We start from the raw sequence: 21,701 nt of genomic DNA, 5'->3' as shown, positions 1-21,701 counted from the left end.
AATAGATGGAGTCTGGGTAGGCTTTGGGAAAATATCGGCGGGATGCGACAAATGCCGGGCGCGGCCGAAAACAACGAGGGGCGGCGCATGACGGGAAGGAAGACCCGTCTTTTATCGTCGGTCGGGTGAAAGAGCAAGCTGCGTTTTGCATGGCCTATGAAGGCCTAAAACGCATCAATGCCTGTCGCAGTCTCCTGGCCGTTTTTGGGCGGCATGCATCAGAACGGCTTGACCACCACCAGGATGACTATTGCGATCATCAGCAATGTGGGGATCTCGTTGACCATCCGCCAGTGCCTGGCCGGTTTTTCATTGCGGTCCTCGGCGAATTTACGCACCGCACCGGCCAGATAGCCATGCATGGCCGACAGCAAAAGCACCGCTCCGATCTTGGCGTGAAGCCAGCCGCCCTGGAAACCAAAGCCTTTCCAGGCAAGCCACAGGCCGAACACCCAGGTGACGATCATCGCCGGGTTTATGATGCCGCGCAGCAGGCGCCGCTCCATCACCTTGAAGGTTTCCGACTGCACCGAGCCCTTCTCGGCATCGGCGTGATAGACCAGCAGCCGCGGCAGATAGAGCATGCCCGCCATCCACGAGATGACGGCGAGGATATGGATCGCCTTGGCCCAGGGGTAGAAACTGTCGGGTGCCGCGAAATACAAAAGCGCGGTGAAAACGATCAGCACGGCGATACCTGATATCATGCGCATCATCGCCTGGCCGGTGCTGTTCGTGTTGTTCATCTGAGCCATCAGCGTGTCGCGCTCCGCACCTGTTTCACCATCGCCTCGACATGGGCGATCGGCGTCTCCGGCGTGATGCCGTGACCGAGGTTGAAGATCAGCGGCCCGTCTCCCAGCGCTCTCAGGATCGCGTCGACGCCATCCGACAGCGCCTTGCCGCCAGCCACGAGCCGCAAGGGATCGAGATTGCCCTGAACCGCACCCGAGCGCTGCAATTCTTTCGCCGCAATCAGGGGCACCGTCCAGTCGATGCCCAGCGCCGTTACGCCGGTCTTCTGTCGATAGGTCCGGTAGCGCGCACCGGCGCCCTTGGGAAAACCGATGATCGGGACATCGGGATAAACCGCCCGCACCCGGCCAACGATCTCGGCCATCGGCTGAACGCAGAACAAATCGAAAGTTTCATCGTCCAGCACGCCGGACCAGGAATCGAAAATCTGCACCACATCCGCGCCCGCCTCGATCTGGCGGATGAGATAGGCGGCCGAATGTTCGGCAAGCACCTTCAGCAATCGTTGAAAGGCCACCGGCTCGCGATAGGCAAAAAGCCGCGCCGGCGCCTGGTCGGGCGTGCCATGGCCGGCAATCATGTATGTCGCCACCGTCCACGGCGCGCCGCAGAAGCCGATCAGGGTTGTCTCGTCGGGCAATTTGGCCCGCAACCGGCGAACCGTCTCGTAGACCGGTTCGAGATTCACGTGAAACACCTTGCCTTCCAGAGCCAGAATCTCCGGCGCGGTGATCGGCGTCAGCAGCGGCCCTCTGCCCTCTTCGAAACGGACGTCACGGCCAAGCGCATGCGGAACGACAAGGATATCGGAAAACAGGATCGAAGCATCGAAGCCGAAGCGCTCGATCGGTTGCAAGGTCACTTCGACGGCAAGGTCTGGATCATAGCAGAGATCGAGGAACGAGCCTGCTCGCCTGCGTGTCTCCCGATACTCCGGCAGATAACGCCCTGCCTGACGCATCATCCAGAGCGGAGGCGGAAAATGAGCCTTGCCCTTCAGGACATCCAGCATGATCCGGTTCTGGGGCATCAAGCGCTCGCTTCTTCCGGCCTCTTCTATAATCAAAGATTCTTATATCTAAGATTCTTCTGATTCTAAGAGTCTGTTGGTTCTGGTGATTGCCACCTGTCCCGCTTTGCCCCGGAAAACACCAGCCAACATATTGTCGCGTGCTTCTTTTTCCCAGATGTAGGGTTCTGGGGATAGGTCGGAATCGATCAATCGAGTCAGAGCGTTAGGCAGAGCGGTGAAAGGCAGGTCCTGTGGACGGACTGTAGGCGAAAAAAGCCGTCCCCAAACTTGTCCCCAGTCGCCCGACGAAGCTGACAGCGCATCGAATTGTGGACAAACTGCCATCTGATACAGTCGCCTCCGACCGATCCCTCTTTTCATCCCGCTTTATCCACAGAAGCCCACAGCCCCAGGTGACCCCCTGTGAACAAACCCCAGAGCTTCTTCCACCTGCACCTGATTTCCGACGCGACCGGCGAAACGCTGCTCGCCGCCGGCCGGGCGGCTTCGGCACAATACAAGGATGCGCGCGCCATCGAGCATATCTATCCGCTCATCCGCACCGAAAAGCAGGTGGCGAAGGTGTTCGAGGACATAGAGGAAGAGCCGGGCATCATCCTCTATACGGTCGTGGACCAGAAGCTGGCGCGCGGCATCGACGAGCGCTGCGCGGCCATGGGCCTGCCCTGTGTGTCGGTGCTGGAGCCGGTGCTGACCGTGTTCCAGTCCTATCTCGGCACCCCCGCCGGCCGCCGCGTCGGCGCCCAGCATGTTCTCGACGCCGAATATTTCCGCCGCATCGATGCGCTCAATTTCACCATGGACCATGATGACGGCCAGCTGCCGCTCAACATGGACGATGCCGATGTCGTGCTGATCGGCATTTCTCGCACGTCGAAGACGCCGACCAGCATTTATCTCGCCAACCGCGGCATCAAGACCGCCAACATCCCGATCGTGCTCGGTGTGCCGGTGCCGGAAAGCCTGGTTGCCGCCAGCAAGCCGCTCATCGTCGGGCTGATCGCCACCGCCGAGCGCATCTCGCACGTCCGGCAAAACCGCATCCTCGGCAACAGCAGCTCATATGAGGCATCAGACTATGTCGATCGCGCGGCGATCAGCGAAGAGCTCGCCTACGCCCGTAAGATCTGCACGCGGCATGGCTGGCCGATGATCGACGTCAGCCGCCGCTCGATCGAGGAAACGGCGGCGGCCATCGTTGCCCTGCGGGGGAAGAATAGATAGGGCAGGTAAGATAAGTGAGCACCAGCACCCCTCATCCGACCTCGCTTCGCGAGGCCACCTTCTCCCACAAGGGGAGAAGGAAGAACGTGGCACCGTCGTCTCCGCGAGATACCGCCAGTTGGCGATTTGCAGCGGCGTACGCGCGGGACTTCCCTTCTCCCCTTGTGGGAGAAGGTGGCCGAGCGAAGCTCGGTCGGATGAGGGGTGCGTGACGGAGCGCCAACATGGGTGAATCAGCATGACCGAAAAACTCATCCTCGCTTCCGGCAGTCCGTTCCGCAAGGCGATGCTGGTCAATGCCGGCGTCGATGTCGAGGCGGTGCCGGCCGATGTCGACGAGCGCGCGCTCGAGTCGCCTTTGCAGGATAGCGGCGTCTCGCCCGAGGACGTCGCCCTGGTGCTGGCCGAGGCTAAGGCGACCGAAGTCAGCGAGCGCAGGCCGGGCGCCCTGGTGCTGGGCTGCGACCAGACGCTGTCGCTCGGCGACGAGGTGTTCCACAAGCCGGCTGACATGGAGGGTGCCCGCCGTCATTTGCTGGCGCTGTCGGGCAAGACCCATCAGTTGAACAGCGCCGCCGTGCTGGTTCGCGACGGCAAGATTTTGTGGCGCCATGTCGGCATCGCTTCGATGACCATGCGCAAGCTCGACCCCGCCTTCATCGGCCGCCACCTCGCCCGCGTCGGCGCCAAGGCGCTGGGAAGCGTCGGCGCCTATCAGATCGAAGGCGAAGGCATTCAATTGTTCGAGAAAATCGAGGGCGATCATTTCACCATTGTCGGCCTGCCGCTGTTGCCGCTGCTGGCCGAACTGCGAGACCTGGGGGCGATCGATGGCTGAGGCGTCGAAAAAAGCCTTCGTGTCGGGCCATCCGGTCAAGCATTCGCGCTCGCCGAAGATCCATGGTCACTGGCTGGCCAAACATGGCATCGACGGAAGCTACCAGGCCCTCGATGTCGCGCCGCAAGACTTTGCCGTGTTCGTGGAAACATTGCAGGCAAACAATTACCGCGGTGGCAACATCACCATCCCGCACAAGGAAGCGGCCTTCGCATTGGCCGAACGCCGCGACCAGGCGGCGCAAGAAATCGGCGCCGTCAACACGCTGTGGTTCGAGGACGGCATCCTGTGGGGCGGCAACACTGACGGTCACGGCTTTGCCGCCAACCTCGACGATCATGCACCGGGCTGGGCAAGCAAGGGTCCGGCGGTGGTGCTCGGCGCCGGCGGCGCGTCGCGCGCCGTCATCCATGCGCTGAAGGAGCGCGGCGTTGCCGACATCCGCATCGTCAACCGCACTCTGGCCCGAGCGCAGGAATTGCGCGATCGTTTCGGCACCGGTGTCTCGGCGCATGGCATGGCGGCGACCAACGAACTGCTCGGCGATGCCGGCCTGCTGGTCAACACCACCGCGCTCGGCATGCATGGCAATGAAGGCCTGTCGGCGGATCCCGCCCGGCTGCCCGACCATGCCATCGTCACCGACATCGTCTATGTGCCGCTGGAGACGCCGCTGCTTGCGGCCGCCCGAGCGCGAAATCTGAAGACGGTCGACGGTCTCGGCATGCTTCTGCATCAGGCCGTGCCTGGCTTCGAGCGCTGGTTCGGCATCAGGCCGCGGGTGACGGCCGAACTTCGGGCCCTGATCGTCGCCGATCTGGTGCCGAAGCCATGATCGTGCTCGGCCTCACCGGCTCGATCGGCATGGGCAAGTCGACCACAGCCAGGATGTTCACTGACGCCGGCGTGCCGGTCCATGATTCCGACGAGACGGTGCATCGCCTCTATGCCGGCAAGGCAGCACCCCTGGTCGAGGCCGCCTTTCCCGGCACCACATCCGCCGGCGTGGTCGATCGTGCCAAACTTGGCGCGCGCGTGCTCGGCGATGCCGCGGCGCTGAAGCGGCTGGAAACCATCATCCACCCGCTGGTGCGCGCCGATGCCGATGCCTTTCTGGCCAGGCATCGTGGATCAGGCGCGCCGGTCGCCGTCCTCGACATCCCCCTGCTGTTCGAAACCGGCGGCCGCAACCGCGTCGACAAGGTCGTCGTCGTCACCGCCCCGGCCGAGACCCAGCGCGAACGCGTGCTGGCACGGCCCGGCATGACGGAAGAGAAGCTGGCGTCGATCCTGGCCAAGCAGGTGCCGGACGCGGAAAAGCGCCGTCAGGCCGATTTCATCGTCGACACCGGACAGGGGATGGACGCCGCGCGGGCGGAGGTCGCTGCAATCATCAGCCAGCTGATAGGCAAGCCAGGTGGTTGAGCCCACCGCTCGACCGCCAGCTGTCGATGTGAGAGCCGCTTATCTGCCTGCCGGCTTCGCTCGACACCTCTCCCCCGATCGACGGGGGAGAGGAAAGGTGCAGGGCGATGAGGGGCGGCGCAAACCTGTGCGATTGCCCTGGCCATCATAGTTTCTCATTGCCATTTTGTTCCGCTCTCATGATTCTGCTCCTTTGGAGCGACTGATTCGATGCGTGAGATCATCTTCGACACGGAAACCACCGGCCTGGATTCGCGCGACGACCGCGTGATCGAGCTGGGCGGCGTCGAACTGGTCAACCGTTTCCCGACCGGCAGGACCTTCCACCACTACATCAACCCGCAAGGCCGCACGATCCATGCCGAGGCACAGGCGGTGCACGGCATCAGCGCGGCGGACCTCGCGGGCAAGCCGACCTTCGCCGAGATCGTGCAGGAGTGGCTGGACTTTACCGACGGCGCCAAGCTGGTCGCCCACAACGCCACTTTCGATGTCGGCTTCCTCAACGTCGAATTCGGCCGGCTGGGTCACCCTGTCATCGACAACGGCGTCGTCGTCGACACGCTGGCGCTGGCGCGCCGCAAGCACCCGATGGGTCCTAATTCGCTCGATGCGCTCTGCCGGCGCTACGGCATCGACAACACCAAGCGCACCAAGCACGGCGCCCTGCTCGATTCCGAATTGCTGGCCGAGGTCTATATCGAGCTGATCGGCGGCAAGCAGGCGGCCCTTATCCTCGACAGCGCCACCGCGCCGGCCCAGGGCGAGAATGTCCGCCAGATCGAGATCATCATCAGCCAGCGCCCGGCACCGCTGCCGCCGCGCGTGACAGAAGCCGAACGCGCCGCGCACGCCGGCATGGTCGGGACATTGGGTGAAAAGGCGCTGTGGCTGAAGGTTCTCGGGAACTAAAATCGTCCCGTTGGCGATCCTTGGCGCCCCCCTCTGCCCTGCCGGCGCCTCAATCGTCCCGCCCAAAACAAAAAACCCGGCGCAAGGCCGGGCTTTTCAAACGCTTACGAGACAGTAGGCCTCAGCTCACCTGGACCTTCGACGACGCCTGATCCTCGGCCAGCTTCTGCTGGAACATCTGCGCGAAGTCGATCGGGTCGAGCATCAGCGGCGGGAAGCCGCCATTGCGGGTTGCCTCGGCGATGATCTGGCGGGCGAACGGGAACAAAAGACGCGGGCATTCGATGAACAGGATCGGCAGCATGTGTTCCTGCGGAAAGCCTGCGATGGCGAACACGCCGCCATAGACCAGCTCGACATTGAACAGCACTTCCTGGTCGAAGGACGCCTTGGCGTTGAGCGTCAGATTGACGTCGAACTGCTTATCGGAGAGCGGGTTGGCGTTGACGTTGACATTGATGGCGATCCCCGGCGCCTTGTCGCGGCCGCGCAGCGAATTCGGCGCGCCGGGGCTTTCGAAGGACAGATCCTTCACATATTGCGCCAGAACGTTGAGCGACGGCTGCGCCGCATTGCCGTTTCCGTTGGCTGCGCCGACCGGCGCGTCATCTTTGCTGGCCATAAGCCTTGTCCTCTTGCCTGGGCAGCGTCGCTGACCGAATTGAAATCGGGCGTTCGCTACCATGGCGGGGATGACAAGACAAGGTTTGCCGCCTTGCTTCCCGGCTGCGGCATGGAGATGGGACGGCGCGCTAATCGTCCTTCAGGCGGCGCCACGGCGAGTTGTGATCCGGGCCGCGCTTCAGATCGTCCTCGCGCGAATAGTCGCCGTCTTCGAGGTCGATGACCCTGTCGCGCTGGCGGCCACGAAAACCGCCGGTCGAGAAATCGGTAGCGACGACAATGCGGCCCTTGAACCGGCTCCAGGCAAAGTCGCGCAACGGCGGCAGAAACAGCAGCAGGCCGATGATGTCGGTGATGAAGCCGGGGATGATCAGGAGGATTGCCGCAACCACGATCATGGCGCCGTGCGCAAGGTGGCGGCTGGGGTTCTGGCCGGCGGCCATCTCGTTGCGGATGCGGGCCATGACACCAAAACCCTGGTATCGGAGCAAAAGCACGCCGGCGATGCTCGAGGCCAGCACGAGGCCTACCGTCGCCAGCGCGCCGACCTCGCGGCCGACGATGACGAAACCGGCTATTTCCAGCAGCGGCAGTGCAAGGAGAAAGAAGGGAAGCAACGAAATGCGCAAGTCTTGCCAACCTTTTTCGATCGTTATGACCGTTTTGATTGTTTTGGCCGCCAACTGGCAATCGCCGCTGGCACCGAGGCTGTTAGATAGGTATGCCTGCCTTTGATTTGAATGATTGCGCCTTGCGTTCTATATGCTTTGAATGTTGAACGCTATGCGACCGCGGCCGTTGGGCCTGACGGTCCGGCCACAGGGCAGGGATTGATTGGCGGAAGATATGGGATTCTTCGACTTCGGCACGATTTTCTTCCTGATTGCGGCGGTGGTCATCTTTTTCCAGCTGCGCAATGTGCTGGGCCGCCGCACCGGCAGCGAACGGCCGCCCTTCGATCCCTATTCGGCGGCTCGCACCAGCGACAAGGATGCCGCCCAGAAATCCGAAAACGTCGTCTCGCTGCCGCGCAAGCGTCCGCCAGGCGAGCCGGCTCCCGACGCCTATGCCGCGATCGACGCTTTCGCCAAGCCCGATACCGACCTCAACAAGGGCCTGCGCACGATCAAGGACAATGATCCGTCCTTCGAGCCGAAGGGTTTCGTCGACGGCGCCAAGATGGCTTACGAGATGATCGTCATGGCCTATGCCGACGGCGATCGCAAAACGCTGAAGAACCTGTTGTCGCGCGAGGTCTATGACGGTTTTGTCGCCGCTATCGGCGAGCGCGAGGCCAAGGCGGAAAAGATCCAGTCCTCCTTCGTCGGCATCGACAAGGCCGATATCGTCTCGGCCGAGATGAAGGGCGGCGAGGCGCATGTCACGCTGCGCATCATCAGCGAGCTGATTTCGGCGACCCGCGACAAGGCCGGTGCCGTCATCGACGGCGACCCGGAAACCGTGGCCGAGGTCAAGGATGTCTGGACCTTCGCCCGCGACACGCGCTCGCGCGATCCGAACTGGAAGCTCGTCGCCACCGAGGAAGAAGACTAGGGAATACGCGGCGAGGCTCCGGTGTCGCTATCGCCTCTTTTTGTCGAGAAAGCCTTCGGCGATCTGCCCGGCTGGAACGATGACGACCATTCGGCGGCCTTCGCCGCCTTTCGCCGCTCGGCCTTCCATGTCCTGACCAAACCCTATCGCAGCGGCGTGCTCGGCGTCGACTTCGACGCCTTTGCGGATGCCTACGCCGAGGCCCGGACCGTTTCGCCGGCGAATCGGTCGCCGGTTTTGACCCGCGGGGAGGCCCGCGCCTTCTTCGAGCGCCATTTTGTGCCGGCGCTTATCCCTGCCGAAAATGGGCTCGTCACCGGTTTCTATGAACCGCAAGTCGAGGCGTCACCGGTGCGCACGGACCGGTTTTCGGTGCCGCTGCTGTCGCGCCCGGCCGATCTCGTCGATATCGATGACGCAAACCGGCCGCCGGGCCTGGACCCCTATCTCGCTTTCGCGCGCCAGACGCCGAACGGGCCGGTCGAATATCATGACCGTGGCGAGATCGAGCGCGGCGCGCTTGATGGCAAGGGCCTGGAAATCGCCTGGTTGGCCGACAAGGTCGATGCCTTCTTCATTCACGTGCAAGGTGCCGCACGCCTCGCCATGACCGACGGCCGGCTTGCCCGCGTCACCTATGCCGCCAAATCCGGCCAGCGCTTCACCGGACCAGGCAAGGTCCTGAGCGAGATTGGCGAGATCCCGCTGGCGGAAGTGACGATGCAATCGATCCGCGCATGGTTCAAGGCGCATCCGGACCGCGTCGACGAGATCCTGTGGCAGAACCGCTCCTACATTTTCTTCCGCCCGGCCGATGTCGAGGACGTTGCCCTTGGTCCGATCGCCGCCGCCAAGGTGCCGCTGACGCCGGGCCGCTCGATCGCCGTCGACCGCCTGCTGCACACATTCGGCACGCCCTTTTACATCGACGCGCCGACGCTCGCCGCCTTCGACGCAAAACCATTCCGCCGCCTGATGATCGCGCAGGACACTGGCTCCGCCATCACCGGGCCGGCGCGGGGCGACCTGTTCGCCGGTTCGGGCGGGGCCGCGGGCGAGATCGCCGGCGTGGTCCGCAATGCCGCGGATTTTTATGCGCTGGTGCCGCGCGCGCTCATTGCGGGTGCGGTCCGATGACCCGACGCCCGGACAAGCTCAGCGAGGACGACCGGATTCTGTGGAACCTGGTGGCGCGCACGGCCAAGCCGCTGAAGGGGAAATTTGCCGTCGATATCCCCGAAATTCCTGCCGAGGCCAAGCCAAGCCAGTCGCAGCCCGCCCAGCCCGTCGCCAATGTCGCAGGGACCGCGAAGCCGAAGGCGCAGCATGTCACGCACCGCCTCGACGAACCGACGCTGGACAAATTGTCGAAGGGCCGGCTGCCGATCGAGGGCCGCGTCGATCTGCACGGCATGACGCAGGACGAGGCCTACTCGCTGCTGTTCTCGTTCCTGCACCGGGCGCATGCCGGCGGCGTCCGCTATGTCCTGGTCATCACCGGCAAGGGCTCGTCCTCCGGCGGCGATGGCGTGTTGCGGCGCGCCGTGCCGGCCTGGCTGTCGACGCCTGCCTTCCGGCCGCTCGTCTCCAGCCACGACCATGCCGCCCGCAATCATGGCGGTTCGGGTGCGCTCTATATCCGCCTGCGGCGGGTCCGTTCATGAGGACGGGGGCATGACTCCGTTCGGCGAGAAGCTGCGGACGCTGAGAAGCGAACGCGGTGTCCGCCAGAAGGACATGGCGGCGGCGATCGGCGTCAGCGCCGCCTATCTGTCGGCGCTCGAACATGGCAGGCGAGGCGCCCCGACCTGGACGCTGATCCAGAAGATCATCGGCTATTTCAACATCATCTGGGACGATGCCGAGGAACTGGCGCGGCTGGCCGAGGCCTCGCACCCGCGTGTAAAACTCGACACGTCGGGTCTTTCCCCCGCCGCCACCGAGCTCGCCAATCTGCTGGCGGAAAACATCGAGAAACTCGACGAAACCGAGCTTCGCCGCATCACCGCATCGATCCGCGCGGCGTTGAACCAGCGGCCGTAGCCTGACGGTCCGCGCCGGTACAAGTTCGCCTGCCTCACGAGGACACTGCCCGCCGGCGGCCCGCCGGCGGGCAAAGTGGTGAGATCATTTCTTGCCGGCGGTGCCGCCATTTCCACCCCGGCCATGATCGCCGTGGTCGTGGCCATTGTTTCCGCCGCCCAGGCAGTCCGACGCCCCGGCATCACCGCAACAGCGGCCGGCCCAGAGGTCGTTGAGGTTGGTTTTGGCACAGCTGGTGGTCTGATCGGCCATGGCGGATCCGGCCATGCTCGACACCGCGATAGCGGCAAGAAGGGTGTTTCGCAAAAAAGCAGTCATCTGAAGTCTCCATGGTTGGTTTCGGTTCACGGCTGTGTGTCGCTGGCCGGAGCGAAATGGTTCACGGAGAAATGCGAATTCTGGCGGAGGGCCCATCGATTTCGTCATCCACGGGCGAAGCGGGCGCGCAGACCCGAGGATCCATGCCGCGAGTTGCGAGCGTCGCGACGGGGCAAAAGATCTGGTGATGACGGTATGACGATTGCAGGCGCCTGTTCCTGCGCCGCAGCGTTCTTCATCGGCATCACGGCATGGATCCCGGGTCTTCGCGACGGAGCTTCGCTCCTGCTCAGCCCTGTGATGACGAAGCGTTGGATGCCGCCCCTAGGGAAGCCGCCGTTGCTGGTGCCTACTGAACCGCGCCGACCAGAACTTGCTGGCCACCGCGGATCGAGACCCAGCGGCCGGTGTTGTCGATCGCCTGCCGCTTGAGGAAGCGGTAGCCGGTCGCGTCCCATGGCTTGACCTTGTCGGTCAGATTGTCGAGCACATAGTCGCCCTCGTCGGTGCGCACCGTCAGCACGGCGTGGCCCTCGCCGTCGGGCTTGCGCACGACGGTGATCAGAAGATCGGCAAGCGAGATGCTCATGCGCGAAAGCTGGCGCCGCTTTTCCAGCACATAGTCCTCGCAATCGCCGACGCCCTTGTCGGGATAAGCCCAGACCTCGTCCTTGCCGTAGATGTCCATGTCGCTCATCGGCTTGACGGCGGCGTTGACCCTGGCGGTGACATTGAGAAGCTTGCGCATCAGCGCGTCGGTCATCGGAGCCGGCGCCAGATTGGCCGGGCGGATCGAGCACTCGCCCGGATGCAGCTTGCAGAAATCATAGTGGCCGATCGGCTGCGAGGTGAGCCCCCCGGTCGCCATCGCTCCACCCGCCAAGGCCGGTGCCACCCAGCCCGCCGTCATTGCCAGCCCGGCCGCCACATACACGCGCAGCCGTCGCGCCATCGATGAGGAAATCATTGTCCCCGCTCACCCTTTGTTATTAACGAAAGGTTAAGGGGGATTTACAGTCCGTGTCAATTACGACGACGGTCGGATTGTCGGCATGGTTACCCGAGGGGCTGGACAGCGGCACTTGTGCAACAGAATCAGCCAGCCGGCCGGCTTTTACCGGTCAATCGCACGGTTTGTCGCCGTTAAGCTTGGTTTTATGCAGGTCATCGTCCCAAAACCCGCAATTTTGGACGACGTGCATTATCTCTTGGCGGCGCGGACCAGCTTCGGCTTCACCGCGACACGCTCCTGGCGGCCGTAGCTGGTGATGAAGTCGACGATGCGCGGGACGATTTCGGAGCGGAAGCGAGAACCGTTGAACACGCCGTAATGGCCGACCGCCGGCTGCATGTAGTGGGCGTGCCGCTCAGCCGGGATATTGGGGCAAAGATCATGCGCCGCCTTGGTCTGGCCAAGGCCTGATATGTCGTCGTTCTCGCCTTCGACCGTGAACAGCGCGACGTTGCGGATCGCCGACGGATCGATCCTGGTGCCGCGATGCGTCATCTCGCCCTTTGGCAAGGCCTGCCGCACGAAGACGGTGTCGACGGTCTGCAGGTAGAATTCGGCCGTCAGGTCCATGACCGCCAGATACTCGTCGTAGAAATCGCGGTGCTTCTCGGCATTGTCGCCATCATGCTTCACCAGATGCATGAAGAAGTCCTTGTGGGCGATGATGTGGCGATCGAGGTTCATGCTCATGAAGCCGGACAGCTGCAGGAAGCCTGGATAGACCTCGCGGCCGAAGCCTGGCACCGGCCACGGCGCATGCATCACGACATTGTCGCGGAACCAGTCGATGCCTTTTTCCTGCGCCAGCAGATTGACCGCGGTCGGGTTGCTGCGCGTGTCGATAGGCCCGCCCATCAAGGTCATCGTCGAGGGCACGAACGGGTCGCCCTTGGATTCCATCAGCGCCACGGCGGCCAGCACCGGCACGGAAGGCTGGCACACCGCCATCACATGCGTGTCCGGCCCGAGCGTGTGCAGCATGTCGATGACATAGTCGATGTAGTCGTCGAGATCGAATTGGCCGTCGGCAAGCGGCACCATGCGGGCATCGACCCAATCGGTGATGTGCACGTCGGCATAGGGCAGCATGGCTTCCACCGTGCCGCGCAGCAGCGTCGCATAATGGCCCGACATCGGCGCCACGATCAGAAGCTTCGGATCGGGCTTGCGCCCGGCGGGGACAGCGCGCTCGAAGCGCACGAGATTGCAGAACGGCTTCGACCAGACGGTCTTCTCGGCGACCTCGACGCTCTTCCAGTCGACCACGGTCTTGCTCAGGCCGAAGGCCGGCTTGCCGTAGCGGCGCGTGGTGCGCTCGAACAGTTCGGCCGTCGCCGCGATCGAACGGCCCCATTGCGTGTGGGAAAACGGATTGAGCGGATTGGAGTAGAACATCCGCACCGCGTCGGCATAGAGGCGCGCCGGCTGCAGGGCGGCGTGGTTCATCTCATAGAGCTGGTAGAACATCGAGAAACCCCGCTGCTGCCTGCGACCGAAGGGACGACGAGCAGCGCCGAGCCTAAATGTCTCGCGGGGAAGTTAACAACTAATTGCTGCGATGCAATACGTCACGCTGCGTGACCAATGCTTCTTTGGTTCAAGACCATGGAAATCGGGGCCGAACGGCGCCAGCCGGCTCAGTGTGCGGCTGCGAAATGTGTAGGTAGTGTGTCCGGCCCTTGCCGGACACAGGAAGCTCTAGACGCGCGCCATGCACACGGAAGTGTGGCCGGAGCCGATGAAGCCGAGCTGGCCGGCCGCGCCCTTCGACAGGTCGAGCACGCGTCCCTTGATGAACGGACCGCGATCGTTGATGCGCACGACGACGCTGCGGCCGTTGTTCTTGTTGGTCACCCTGAGCTTGGTGCCGAAAGGCAAGGTGCGATGCGCGGCGGTCATCGCCGACGGGTTCATGCGCTCGCCCGAGGCGGTTCTGGAGTGCAGGGCGTACCACGAGGCGCGGCCGCACTGGGCGGCGGCGGTCGCCGAAGAAGCGCCGACCATCAGGCCAGCAGCGATCGTTACCGCGACAATCGCGGTCTGTTTTGGGTTCTTCATATTTGGGGGATGGCTCCGTTTTTGACAGACCCCAGCCGTTAGGTGCCAAATAAGGCGGGAAATGCGGCAGTGATCTGGCGGTTCCGTGGCAATGGCACACGTTTGGAGTCGCTGGGTAACAGTCTGTCAGGGATTTTCCGGCACGCGATGATCAATCAACGATGATCTTTGTGTTGCTATCGGGCATCCGTTTGACAAGATCGAACATTAATATCCAAGTAGAGCTCGGCGCGGCCGGGCCACTTCCTTTGGCTCTTTTATCGCGGTCCCGATGCTGCAACCAATCGACTTCAAAAAGGAGATCCGGCAATGAGGCTGACCAAAAATCTGCTGGCGTTGATTGTGCTTGCCGTCGGCGCGCTGTGGTCGCTGCAAGGCATCGGCGTTGTCGGCGGCAGCTTCATGACCGGCCAGTCGCAATGGCTCTATATCGGCGTCGTCACCATGCTGGTCGGGCTGATCGGGTTGGTGTGGGCGAACCGGTCAAGCGGGTGAGCTTGATGAAAGGTCGACCCCCACTCCGGCCCTTCGGGCCACCTCTCCCCCGATCGACGGGGGAGAGGAAAAGCGCGAGCTCGCCGACCTTGGCTCCTTTCCTCTCCCTCCGGAGGGGGGAGAGGTGGCGCTGCGAAGCAGCGACGGAGTGGGGGAAGGCGGTCCTCGAGGGCCCGGCCCCCCGGCCCTACCCGAACAGCCGATCCAGAATCTTGCCCTCCAGCCGGGCCAACTCCACCGAACCGCGACGGCGCGGCCGTTCCACGGGCACATCCAGATCGAGCGCGATCCGGCCTTCGCTGATCACCACGACCCGGTCGGCGAGCGCGACCGCTTCGGCGACATCATGCGTGACCAGCACGGCCGTGAACTTCTGCGCGATCCAGATGCGTTCCAGAAGCTGCTGCATCTCGATGCGGGTCAGGGCGTCGAGTGCGCCGAGCGGCTCGTCGAGAGCCAGGATCTGCGGGTGGCCGACCAGCGCGCGGGCCAGCGCCACGCGCTGCTTCTGACCTCCGGACAGCACCGAAGGCCATTCGTCGGCCCGGTCGGCAAGCCCGACCTCGCCGAGGATGTCGAGCGCGCGGTGCCTCGCTTCGCTACCGGTGGCGATGCCGGTCAGCCCGACCTCGACGTTTTCCACCACGCTGGCCCAGGGCAGGAGCCGTGGTTCCTGGAACATGAAGCGCGTGCGGCTGTGTCCTTCCTCTTCGACGCCGAAGGACAGCGATCCCGATGTCGGCCGGTCGAGCCCGGCCAGAAGCCGCAACAGCGTGCTCTTGCCGCAGCCGCTCTTGCCGATGACGGCAAGGAACTGCCCGGCCGGCACGTCCAGGTCGATGCCGTCGAGCACGGTCTTGTCGCCGAAGCGCTTGCCGGCATGCCTGAAGGCAAAGGCCCGCTGTCCTTCGACGGAGCCGATCGGCCGCACCGGCGTGGCGACGAAGGAACGGGCTGCGGTCAGGCTGGCGGTGGTCATGGGCAATCTCTCATCCGTTCTGGAAGGCCGGATGCCAGCCGAGCGACAGCCGCTCGAGCAGGCGGGCGAGGCTGTCGGCGAGCTTGCCGAGCAACGCGTAGATCAGGATCGACAGCACGACGACGTCGATCAGCAGGAATTCGCGCGCCTGCATGGCCATGTAGCCGAGGCCCGAACTGGCCGAGATGGTTTCGGCGACGATCAGCGTCAGCCACATGATGCCCAGGGCATAGCGCAGGCCGACGAAGATCGACGGCAGCGCGCCGGGCAGGATGACGCGGAAGAACAGGGCGCGACGGTCCATGCCGTAGACGCGGCCCATCTCGACGAGCTGTGGGTCGACGCTCTGGATGCCGAGCAGCGTGTTGACGTAGATCGGAAAGAACACGCCGAGCGCCACCAGGAACAGCTTGGCTTCCTCGTCGATGCCGAACCACAGGATGACCAGCGGGATCAGCGCCAGATGCGGAATGTTGCGGATCATCTGCAGCGTCGTGTCGGTCAGGCCGCGGCTGAGCGTCGACAGCCCGTTGGCAAGGCCGAGCGCAAAACCGATGGAGCCACCGACGGCAAAGCCGGCAAGGGCGCGCGCGGTCGAGACGCCGATGTTGCGGATCAGTTCGCCCGACAGCGTCAGCCGCCAGAAGGCCTCGGCGACCGCGCTGGGCGCCGGCAGCACGTTGGCCGGCATGACGCAGGCGCGGCTGGCAATCTCCCAGCCGGCAATGATCAGCGCCGGCAGCAGCCAGCCGATGGCGTTGCTATGCAGGCGCGTGGAAAAGCTCATGACGAAGCCTGCAGGCGGTTGGCGCCATGGAAGCCGACCGAGAATTCGTTGGCGATGTTCTCATGCGCCCGCTGCCGCCTGGTGCCGAGCCCGAGCTTCGGAAACAGAAGCTCGGCGACGCGGTAGGCCTCCTCGAGATGCGGATAGCCCGAGCCGATGATGGTATCGATGCCGATCGCCTGGTATTCGCGGATGCGCCCGGCGATCTGTTCCGGCGTGCCGACCAGCGCCGTGCCGGCGCCGCCGCGCACCAGCCCGACGCCGGCCCACAGATTGGGCGACACCACCAGCCTGTCACGGCGGCCGCCATGCAGCTCCGCCATGCGGCGCTGGCCGACCGAATCCATCTGGTTGAGGAAGCGCGCCTGCGCGTTTTCGATCTGGGCGTCGGTGACATGGCTGATCAGCCGGTCGGCGGCGCGCCAGGCTTCGTCCTCGGTCTCGCGCACGATGAAATGCAGCCGGATGCCGAAGCGCAGTTTTCTGCCGCGCAGCGCCGCCTTTGCGCGCGCCGCGGCCAGCTTCTCGGCGACCTGCGCCGGCGGTTCGCCCCAGGTCAGATACATGTCGACGAGGTCCGCGGCGAGGTCCTGGCCCGCATCCGACGATCCGCCGAAATAGAGCGGCGGCCGTTCCTGGTGCGGCAGAAGGTCGAGGCGGCCATTTTCGACGCGGTAATATTTGCCGTTGAAATTGACCCGCTCGCCGGACACCAGGCCGCGCCAGATGGTCAGGAATTCATGCGCCTGGGCATAGCGCTCGTCATGCGGCAGGAAGACGCCGTCGCCGGCGAGCTCGGTCGGGTTGCCGCCGACCACGACATTGAGCAGCAGGCGGCCATTGCTCAAGCGATCGAGGGCGGCGGTCTGGCGTGCGGCGAAAGTCGGCAGCGTCACGCCCGGCCGCAGCGCGACCAGGAACTTCAGTTTTTCGGTGAGTGTCGCGAGGCCCGTCGCGGTGATCCAGGAATCCTCGCAATTCTGGCCGGTCGGCAACAGCACGCCGGGAAAGCCGAGCCGGTCGACCGCCTGCGCGATCTCCTTGAAGTAGCCGAATTCGGGCGGCCGCTGCTGCTCCTCGGAACCGAGATAGGAGCCGTCGCCATGCGTCGGGATGAACCAGAAGAAATCGAGCGGTGCGGTGCTGGCAGGCGCGGTCATGTCTGGCACAGTCACGGGCGGATCTCCTGGAGATATGGGTGCGAACGCAAATGGCGCCGGGCGTTCTCATCCGGCGCCGTCAGGGGACAAGTCAGTTGCCGGGTGCCGTCCACACCGCGTCGGAGATGCGGACCGCGTTCGGGATCAGCCCGAGCTTGAAGAAGCGGTCTGCGGTCGCCTGCTGGCCGGCGATGATCTCGTCGGTGATCGGGAAGACGCCGAATTTGGTGCGGTTGGCGGCGATGATCTGCGCGTCGAGCGGCACGCCGGTCACCTCATGCAGCGCCGCGGCCACCTTGTCGCGGTTCTGGTCGGCCCATTTCGCCGCCTCGCCCAAGGCTGATATCGTCGTGGTGACGGTTTCGGGATGCGCCTTGGCGAAGTCCTTGTTGGCGAGGAAATAGGTGTTGACCTTCAGCACCTCGCTGGAGCGGGCCAGCACACGCGGCTGGTAGCGGGTTTCGGCGATGGCGAAGAACGGATCCCAGACGGTCCAGGCATCGATCTGGTCGCTGGCAAAGGCTGCGGCCGCATCCGCCGGGCTGAGATAGACCGGCGTGATCTGGTCGAACGGGATGCCGGCCTTCTCCAGCGCGGCGACAAGCAGATTGTGCGCGCTGGTGCCCTTGCCGACACCGACGCGCTTGCCCTTGAGATCGGCGACCGACTGGATCGGCGACGCCGGCTTGACGAAGATCGCCTCGCCCTCGCCATTCGACGGCAGCGCTGCGGCATAGACGATGTTGGCACCGGCCGACTGGCCGAAGATCGGCGGCGCGTCGCCGGTCCAGCCGACATCGATGGCGCCGACATTGAGCGCCTCGACCAGCGGCGGACCGGCGGTGAACTCGACCCATTTGACCGTCACGCCCTTGTCTTCAAGTGCCTTCTCGATCACCTGCTGCTGCCTGGCGATCACCGGCAGGCCGGTCTTCTGATAGCCGATGCTGAACTGCTTCAGCTCCTGCGCCGTGGCGCCGAACGACACGGCAACCGTCGCCGCCAGCAGGCCGATGCCGAAAACACGTCTCGTTAGATTGAACATTGATCCCTCTCCTTCGCTGCGGATCGGCGCCGGAAATGGCCTCGCCGGTTGGAAGATGGATGAGGTTAGGTAATTCTATAAATTTAGTAGAGGAATGATTTTGCGAGTTAGAGGGGAGAATGGGAATTATCTTCTTTGGCTACCTGGAATTCGCCATCCTGGGGTCTGCGCTGCGTCGCTTCGCTCCTTGCTCCGCCCTAGGATGACGAAGACGCGGGGGCTAGTGCCAATCGCCAATCCCCTCACTGCGACCAGTACTGCCAGGCCCAGTAAAAACTCTCGTCGCGTGGCGGCAGGCGGTCGCGCTCGGCGTCCCAGCGTCCCGGCGTTGGCGATTTCGGTTGCTGTTCAAGCGGCTGGCTTTCCCTGGTCCAGGCGAGAAGCCAATTGCCGGCTTGGGCGAACAGCACGGCGGTGGAATGGGTCATCGGCATTCTCTCCTGCTCTTCTGGTTCCCAATCATTCGCGTCCCGCCCACGGGACGAGCACGCGCTCGATCCTGCGGAGGGTGAATTCCAGCACGAAGGCAATGGCCGCGATCACCAATATGCCCATCACCACCACGTCGGTGACGAGGAACTGGGCGGCCGACTGGATCATGAAACCAAGCCCGCGCGTCGCCGCCACCAGTTCGGCGGCGACCAGCGTCGACCAGCCGGCGCCGAGCGCGATGCGCAGGCCGGTCAGGATCGCCGGCAGCGCGCTCGGCAGGATGACATGGCGGACCACTTGGCGCTGAGTAGCACCCAGTGAGCGCGCCGCATTGATGCGTTCCTGCGAAACGCCGCGAACGCCGGACGCGGTCGACAATGCCACCGGCGCCAGCATGGAAATAGTGATCACCAGGATCTTCGACGGTTCGCCGATGCCGAACCAGATGACGACCAGCGGCAGGTAGGCGAGCGGCGGGATCGGCCGCAGGAACTCAAGCAGCGGATCGAAGATGCCGCGCCCGATCGTGCTGATGCCGATGGCGAGCCCAACCGGCACGCCGACGAGGATGGCGGCGATCAGCGCGGCGAAAACCCGGCCCAGGCTGGCGACGGCATGCTGCAGCAGCGTCGCATCGACGAAGCCGTCGCGGGCGACGGTGATGAACTTGTTCCACACCGCAACCGGCGAGGGCAGGAACACTGGCGACACCAGTTGCAGGCGGGCCGACAGCGCCCACAGCGCCAGCACCACCAGGATGGTCATCACGCTGACCGCGCGCGCGGAAACGCCTTTGCGTTTCGGGCTGGACCGCGACCACGGCACCGACAGGCCGTCGGCCTCGTCGACCTTGTGTCCCGGCCGCTCGGTGTAGGAGGTAACGGTCATGCCGCCTCTCCTTCGAAGATCGCGTCGGTTAGTTCGCCGCGCGCCGCGGCGAAGGCCGGGTCGGCCTTGATGGTGCGGATGGCCTCGCCCGATGCGTAGCGCCTGGAGAAGCCCGGTTCGAAAGTTTGCACCACGCGGCCCGGGCCAGGCGCCAGCACGACGATGCGGGTGGCCAGCGCCAGCGCCTCCTCGATGCCATGCGTCACCATCAGCACGCCGACATCGCTTGCCGTCCACAGATCGAGCAGCGTCGTCTGCATGCGCTCGCGCGTCAGCGCATCGAGCGCGCCGAGCGGTTCGTCGAGCAGCAGGAATTCGGGTTCGGCGGCGAGCGCCCGAGCCAGGCCGACACGCTGGCGCATACCGCCGGAAAGCTCCCAGATGCACTTGTCGCCGGCGTCGGCGAGCTTCACCAGCGCCAGCAGCTCATCGGCGCGCCGCGCCCGCTCGGCCGGAGCGACACCGCGCAGCCTGAGCGCGAAGGCAACGTTTTCGCGCGCCGTCAGCCATGGGAACAAAGCATCGTTCTGGAACACCACCGCCCGGTCCGAGCCAGGTGCTGTGATCGGCTTGCCGTTGATGGAAGCCGTACCGCGCGCCGGCGCGACAAGGCCGGCGGCGACGTTGAGCAGCGAGGTCTTGCCGCAGCCGGAACGGCCCACCAGCACGACGAAATCGCCCTTGGCGACATCGATCGACACCCGCTCGACGGCAGGCGCTGCCTGGCCGTCATAGTGGATCGAGACCTTGTCCAGTACGAGATGCGGGTCGAGCACGAGATGCGGCATGGATGCCTCGCGGTTCGTTGAAATCCGACTGCCCCGGCCCTCGTCAGCGGTTCCGGGGCAGTCAGCACGCGGCGTTAGGGAAAAAGATCCGCGCGCGTTCAGAGCAATTCCAGGAAAAGTGTGAAGCGGTTTTCCGTCCGGAATTGCGTTAAGCGAGTACTAGTTCGAGGCGAGCGCCTCGGTGACGTATTTCGACGATACGTATTTCGAATAGTCGGGAAGCACGGCGTCGATCTTGCCTTGCTCCTTGAGGAAGGTGGATGTCGCTTCGACCGCCTTGACCGTGCCGCCGCCGAGGAATTTGTCGGAGGCCTGCTCTTCCAGCGTCGGGAAGACATAGCCCTTGAGCAGCTGCGGCACTTCTTCCAGCTTGGCGCCGGTGAGTTTGGCGATCGCGGCCGCCTGCGGCGACGATACCGACCAGGCTTCGGGCTTGGCGAGGAACTCGGCATATGCCGCGCCCGTCACCTTGACGAAGTCGCGCACCGCTTCCGGGTTCTTTTCGGCGAAGTCGGTGCGCACGATCCAGGCGTCGAAGGTCGGCGCGCCCCAGGCGGCGACCTGCGAGGAATCCACCACCACCTTGCCCGTCGTCTTGATCTGGCCGAGCGCCGGATCCCAGACATAAGCGGCGTCGATGTCGCCGCGCGAGAAGGCGGCGGCGATTTCCGGAGGCCGGAGATTGAGGATCTCGACCGACTTCGGATCGACGCCCTCATGCTTCAGTGCTGCGAGCAGGCTGTAATGCGTCGTCGAGACGAACGGCACGGCGACCTTCTTGCCGGCGAGATCGGCGATTTTCTCGATGCCGGCGCCGTTGCGTGCCACCAGCGCCTCGGATTCGCCGATCAAGCCGACGATGAAGATAGTCTGGATCGGCAATTCGCGGCTCGCCGCCGCCGCCAGCGGACTCGAGCCGACATAGCCGATATCGACCGAACCGGAAACGACCGCGGCGATGACATCGGCGCCGGAATCGAATTTGCGCCAATCAATGGTGGCCTTCGTCGCCTTTTCATAGGCGCCGTCGGCCTGCGGCACTTTCGAGGGTTCGACCACCGTCTGGTAGCCGATGGTGATCTTGAGGTCGTTGGCAAGGGCCGGGCCGAGGAAGGCCGCACCGGCAAGTGCCGCCGACGAGAGCAGAAGAATGCGTCGCGAAATGGTGGACATGAAGGGCTCCTGAAAAGAGAAAAACCGGAATGCTTCATAATAGTCAGCTAATTCTATGGTTCTTGTAGAGTTAAATCCTTCCAACCAAGGCGGGCTTGTTAGAAAAAAGCTGTCGATGGTGAGGTGGTGAGGCGGATAGGGTGGTTGCGGTGGGGCA

Annotated in this window: 26 protein-coding genes; 10 read left to right on the top strand and 16 right to left on the bottom strand. The window is 64.1% G+C overall.

Annotated features, from left to right (window positions below; all coding sequences use genetic code 11):
- Positions 1-218: 218 nt before the first annotated feature.
- Both hemJ and hemE read right to left on the bottom strand, forming a co-directional pair.
- On the bottom strand, positions 219-755 hold the full coding sequence (gene hemJ / locus AC0NIL_RS04420) for a protoporphyrinogen oxidase HemJ (protein WP_063173417.1): 537 nt from the start codon (positions 753-755) through the stop codon (positions 219-221).
- On the bottom strand, positions 755-1,786 hold the full coding sequence (gene hemE, locus AC0NIL_RS04415) for a uroporphyrinogen decarboxylase (RefSeq protein ID WP_275953379.1): 1,032 nt from the start codon (positions 1,784-1,786) through the stop codon (positions 755-757). Before hemE ends, hemJ begins: the two co-directional genes overlap by 1 nt.
- 405 nt (positions 1,787-2,191) lie before the next feature.
- Here hemE and AC0NIL_RS04410 point away from each other — a divergent pair, with 405 nt between their 5' ends.
- From AC0NIL_RS04410 to dnaQ, 5 genes are all read left to right on the top strand, one after another.
- Positions 2,192-3,013, top strand: a complete 822-nt coding sequence (locus AC0NIL_RS04410) for a pyruvate, water dikinase regulatory protein (RefSeq protein ID WP_013528729.1) — start codon at positions 2,192-2,194, stop codon at positions 3,011-3,013.
- 238 nt (positions 3,014-3,251) lie between these two features.
- Positions 3,252-3,851: a Maf-like protein gene (locus tag AC0NIL_RS04405; RefSeq protein WP_473574065.1), complete on the top strand. Its 600-nt coding sequence runs from the start codon at positions 3,252-3,254 to the stop codon at positions 3,849-3,851.
- On the top strand, positions 3,844-4,686 hold the full coding sequence (locus tag AC0NIL_RS04400) for a shikimate dehydrogenase (protein ID WP_473574066.1): 843 nt from the start codon (positions 3,844-3,846) through the stop codon (positions 4,684-4,686). The genes AC0NIL_RS04405 and AC0NIL_RS04400 overlap by 8 nt, the downstream gene beginning before the upstream one ends.
- Positions 4,683-5,276, top strand: coding sequence for a dephospho-CoA kinase (gene coaE, locus AC0NIL_RS04395; protein WP_473574067.1), 594 nt, complete (start codon positions 4,683-4,685; stop codon positions 5,274-5,276). The genes AC0NIL_RS04400 and coaE overlap by 4 nt, the downstream gene beginning before the upstream one ends.
- Before the next feature lie 210 nt (positions 5,277-5,486).
- Positions 5,487-6,188: a DNA polymerase III subunit epsilon gene (gene dnaQ / locus AC0NIL_RS04390; RefSeq protein ID WP_473574068.1), complete on the top strand. Its 702-nt coding sequence runs from the start codon at positions 5,487-5,489 to the stop codon at positions 6,186-6,188.
- A 121-nt stretch (positions 6,189-6,309) separates the two neighbouring features.
- Here dnaQ and secB read toward each other — a convergent pair whose 3' ends face one another.
- Entirely contained in the window at positions 6,310-6,810 is a 501-nt protein-coding gene (gene secB / locus AC0NIL_RS04385) for a protein-export chaperone SecB (RefSeq protein WP_013528724.1), read from the bottom strand.
- Positions 6,811-6,940: 130 nt separating this feature from the next.
- Positions 6,941-7,441 (bottom strand): FxsA family protein, encoded by a 501-nt coding sequence (locus AC0NIL_RS04380; protein ID WP_082826715.1) that lies wholly within the window; start codon positions 7,439-7,441, stop codon positions 6,941-6,943.
- A 217-nt stretch (positions 7,442-7,658) separates the two neighbouring features.
- Between AC0NIL_RS04380 and AC0NIL_RS04375 the strand changes: the two genes are divergently transcribed.
- Genes AC0NIL_RS04375 through AC0NIL_RS04360 form a run of 4 tightly spaced genes read left to right on the top strand, consistent with a single transcriptional unit; the run spans position 7,659 to position 10,409 of the window.
- Positions 7,659-8,366, top strand: a complete 708-nt coding sequence (locus AC0NIL_RS04375) for a Tim44/TimA family putative adaptor protein (protein ID WP_027161247.1) — start codon at positions 7,659-7,661, stop codon at positions 8,364-8,366.
- 21 nt (positions 8,367-8,387) lie between these two features.
- Positions 8,388-9,503 (top strand): murein transglycosylase A, encoded by a 1,116-nt coding sequence (mltA, locus tag AC0NIL_RS04370; protein ID WP_224675817.1) that lies wholly within the window; start codon positions 8,388-8,390, stop codon positions 9,501-9,503.
- Positions 9,500-10,030, top strand: coding sequence for a Smr/MutS family protein (locus AC0NIL_RS04365; RefSeq protein ID WP_275953376.1), 531 nt, complete (start codon positions 9,500-9,502; stop codon positions 10,028-10,030). The genes mltA and AC0NIL_RS04365 overlap by 4 nt, the downstream gene beginning before the upstream one ends.
- A 10-nt stretch (positions 10,031-10,040) precedes the next feature.
- Positions 10,041-10,409, top strand: coding sequence for a helix-turn-helix domain-containing protein (locus tag AC0NIL_RS04360; RefSeq protein ID WP_013528719.1), 369 nt, complete (start codon positions 10,041-10,043; stop codon positions 10,407-10,409).
- Between the two features lie 84 nt (positions 10,410-10,493).
- Here the strand turns inward: AC0NIL_RS04360 and AC0NIL_RS04355 are convergent, their stop codons facing one another.
- The 4 genes from AC0NIL_RS04355 to AC0NIL_RS04340 form a co-directional block, all read right to left on the bottom strand.
- Positions 10,494-10,661, bottom strand: coding sequence for a hypothetical protein (locus AC0NIL_RS04355; RefSeq protein WP_245265299.1), 168 nt, complete (start codon positions 10,659-10,661; stop codon positions 10,494-10,496).
- Positions 10,662-11,076: 415 nt separating this feature from the next.
- Complete coding sequence (locus AC0NIL_RS04350) at positions 11,077-11,694, bottom strand: transglutaminase-like cysteine peptidase (protein ID WP_013528717.1); 618 nt, start codon at positions 11,692-11,694, stop codon at positions 11,077-11,079.
- A gap of 234 nt (positions 11,695-11,928) precedes the next feature.
- Positions 11,929-13,206 (bottom strand): polyhydroxyalkanoate depolymerase, encoded by a 1,278-nt coding sequence (locus AC0NIL_RS04345; RefSeq protein ID WP_013528715.1) that lies wholly within the window; start codon positions 13,204-13,206, stop codon positions 11,929-11,931.
- Between the two features lie 231 nt (positions 13,207-13,437).
- On the bottom strand, positions 13,438-13,797 hold the full coding sequence (locus tag AC0NIL_RS04340; protein WP_013528714.1) for a septal ring lytic transglycosylase RlpA family protein: 360 nt from the start codon (positions 13,795-13,797) through the stop codon (positions 13,438-13,440).
- A gap of 309 nt (positions 13,798-14,106) precedes the next feature.
- On the opposite strand from AC0NIL_RS04340, the gene AC0NIL_RS04335 reads away from it, so the two are divergent.
- The gene (locus AC0NIL_RS04335; protein WP_024502222.1) at positions 14,107-14,292 is read left to right on the top strand and encodes a hypothetical protein; all 186 of its coding nucleotides are present in this window, start codon (positions 14,107-14,109) and stop codon (positions 14,290-14,292) included.
- Between the two features lie 187 nt (positions 14,293-14,479).
- Here the strand turns inward: AC0NIL_RS04335 and AC0NIL_RS04330 are convergent, their stop codons facing one another.
- From AC0NIL_RS04330 to tauA, 8 genes are all read right to left on the bottom strand, one after another.
- Entirely contained in the window at positions 14,480-15,271 is a 792-nt protein-coding gene (locus AC0NIL_RS04330) for an ATP-binding cassette domain-containing protein (protein WP_473574069.1), read from the bottom strand.
- A gap of 10 nt (positions 15,272-15,281) precedes the next feature.
- A complete protein-coding gene (locus tag AC0NIL_RS04325) occupies positions 15,282-16,058 on the bottom strand; it encodes an ABC transporter permease subunit (protein ID WP_275953375.1) in 777 nt (258 codons plus the stop codon).
- Positions 16,055-17,218 (bottom strand): FMNH2-dependent alkanesulfonate monooxygenase, encoded by a 1,164-nt coding sequence (ssuD, locus tag AC0NIL_RS04320; RefSeq protein WP_063173428.1) that lies wholly within the window; start codon positions 17,216-17,218, stop codon positions 16,055-16,057. The genes AC0NIL_RS04325 and ssuD overlap by 4 nt, the downstream gene beginning before the upstream one ends.
- A gap of 91 nt (positions 17,219-17,309) precedes the next feature.
- On the bottom strand, positions 17,310-18,263 hold the full coding sequence (locus AC0NIL_RS04315) for a sulfonate ABC transporter substrate-binding protein (RefSeq protein WP_157678448.1): 954 nt from the start codon (positions 18,261-18,263) through the stop codon (positions 17,310-17,312).
- A 242-nt stretch (positions 18,264-18,505) separates the two neighbouring features.
- Positions 18,506-18,691 (bottom strand): hypothetical protein, encoded by a 186-nt coding sequence (locus tag AC0NIL_RS04310; RefSeq protein WP_473574070.1) that lies wholly within the window; start codon positions 18,689-18,691, stop codon positions 18,506-18,508.
- 31 nt (positions 18,692-18,722) lie between these two features.
- Positions 18,723-19,583, bottom strand: a complete 861-nt coding sequence (locus tag AC0NIL_RS04305) for an ABC transporter permease subunit (protein WP_473574071.1) — start codon at positions 19,581-19,583, stop codon at positions 18,723-18,725.
- Positions 19,580-20,371 (bottom strand): taurine ABC transporter ATP-binding protein, encoded by a 792-nt coding sequence (locus AC0NIL_RS04300; RefSeq protein ID WP_473574072.1) that lies wholly within the window; start codon positions 20,369-20,371, stop codon positions 19,580-19,582. The genes AC0NIL_RS04305 and AC0NIL_RS04300 overlap by 4 nt, the downstream gene beginning before the upstream one ends.
- Before the next feature lie 159 nt (positions 20,372-20,530).
- Positions 20,531-21,544 (bottom strand): taurine ABC transporter substrate-binding protein, encoded by a 1,014-nt coding sequence (gene tauA, locus AC0NIL_RS04295; protein WP_473544032.1) that lies wholly within the window; start codon positions 21,542-21,544, stop codon positions 20,531-20,533.
- Between the last annotated feature and the right edge of the window lie 157 nt (positions 21,545-21,701).

It is taken from the genome of Mesorhizobium sp. WSM1343 (assembly GCF_055901535.1).
The sequence above is the reverse complement of the archived record's forward strand: the minus strand, read 5'-3'. Positions and strand labels throughout refer to the sequence as shown.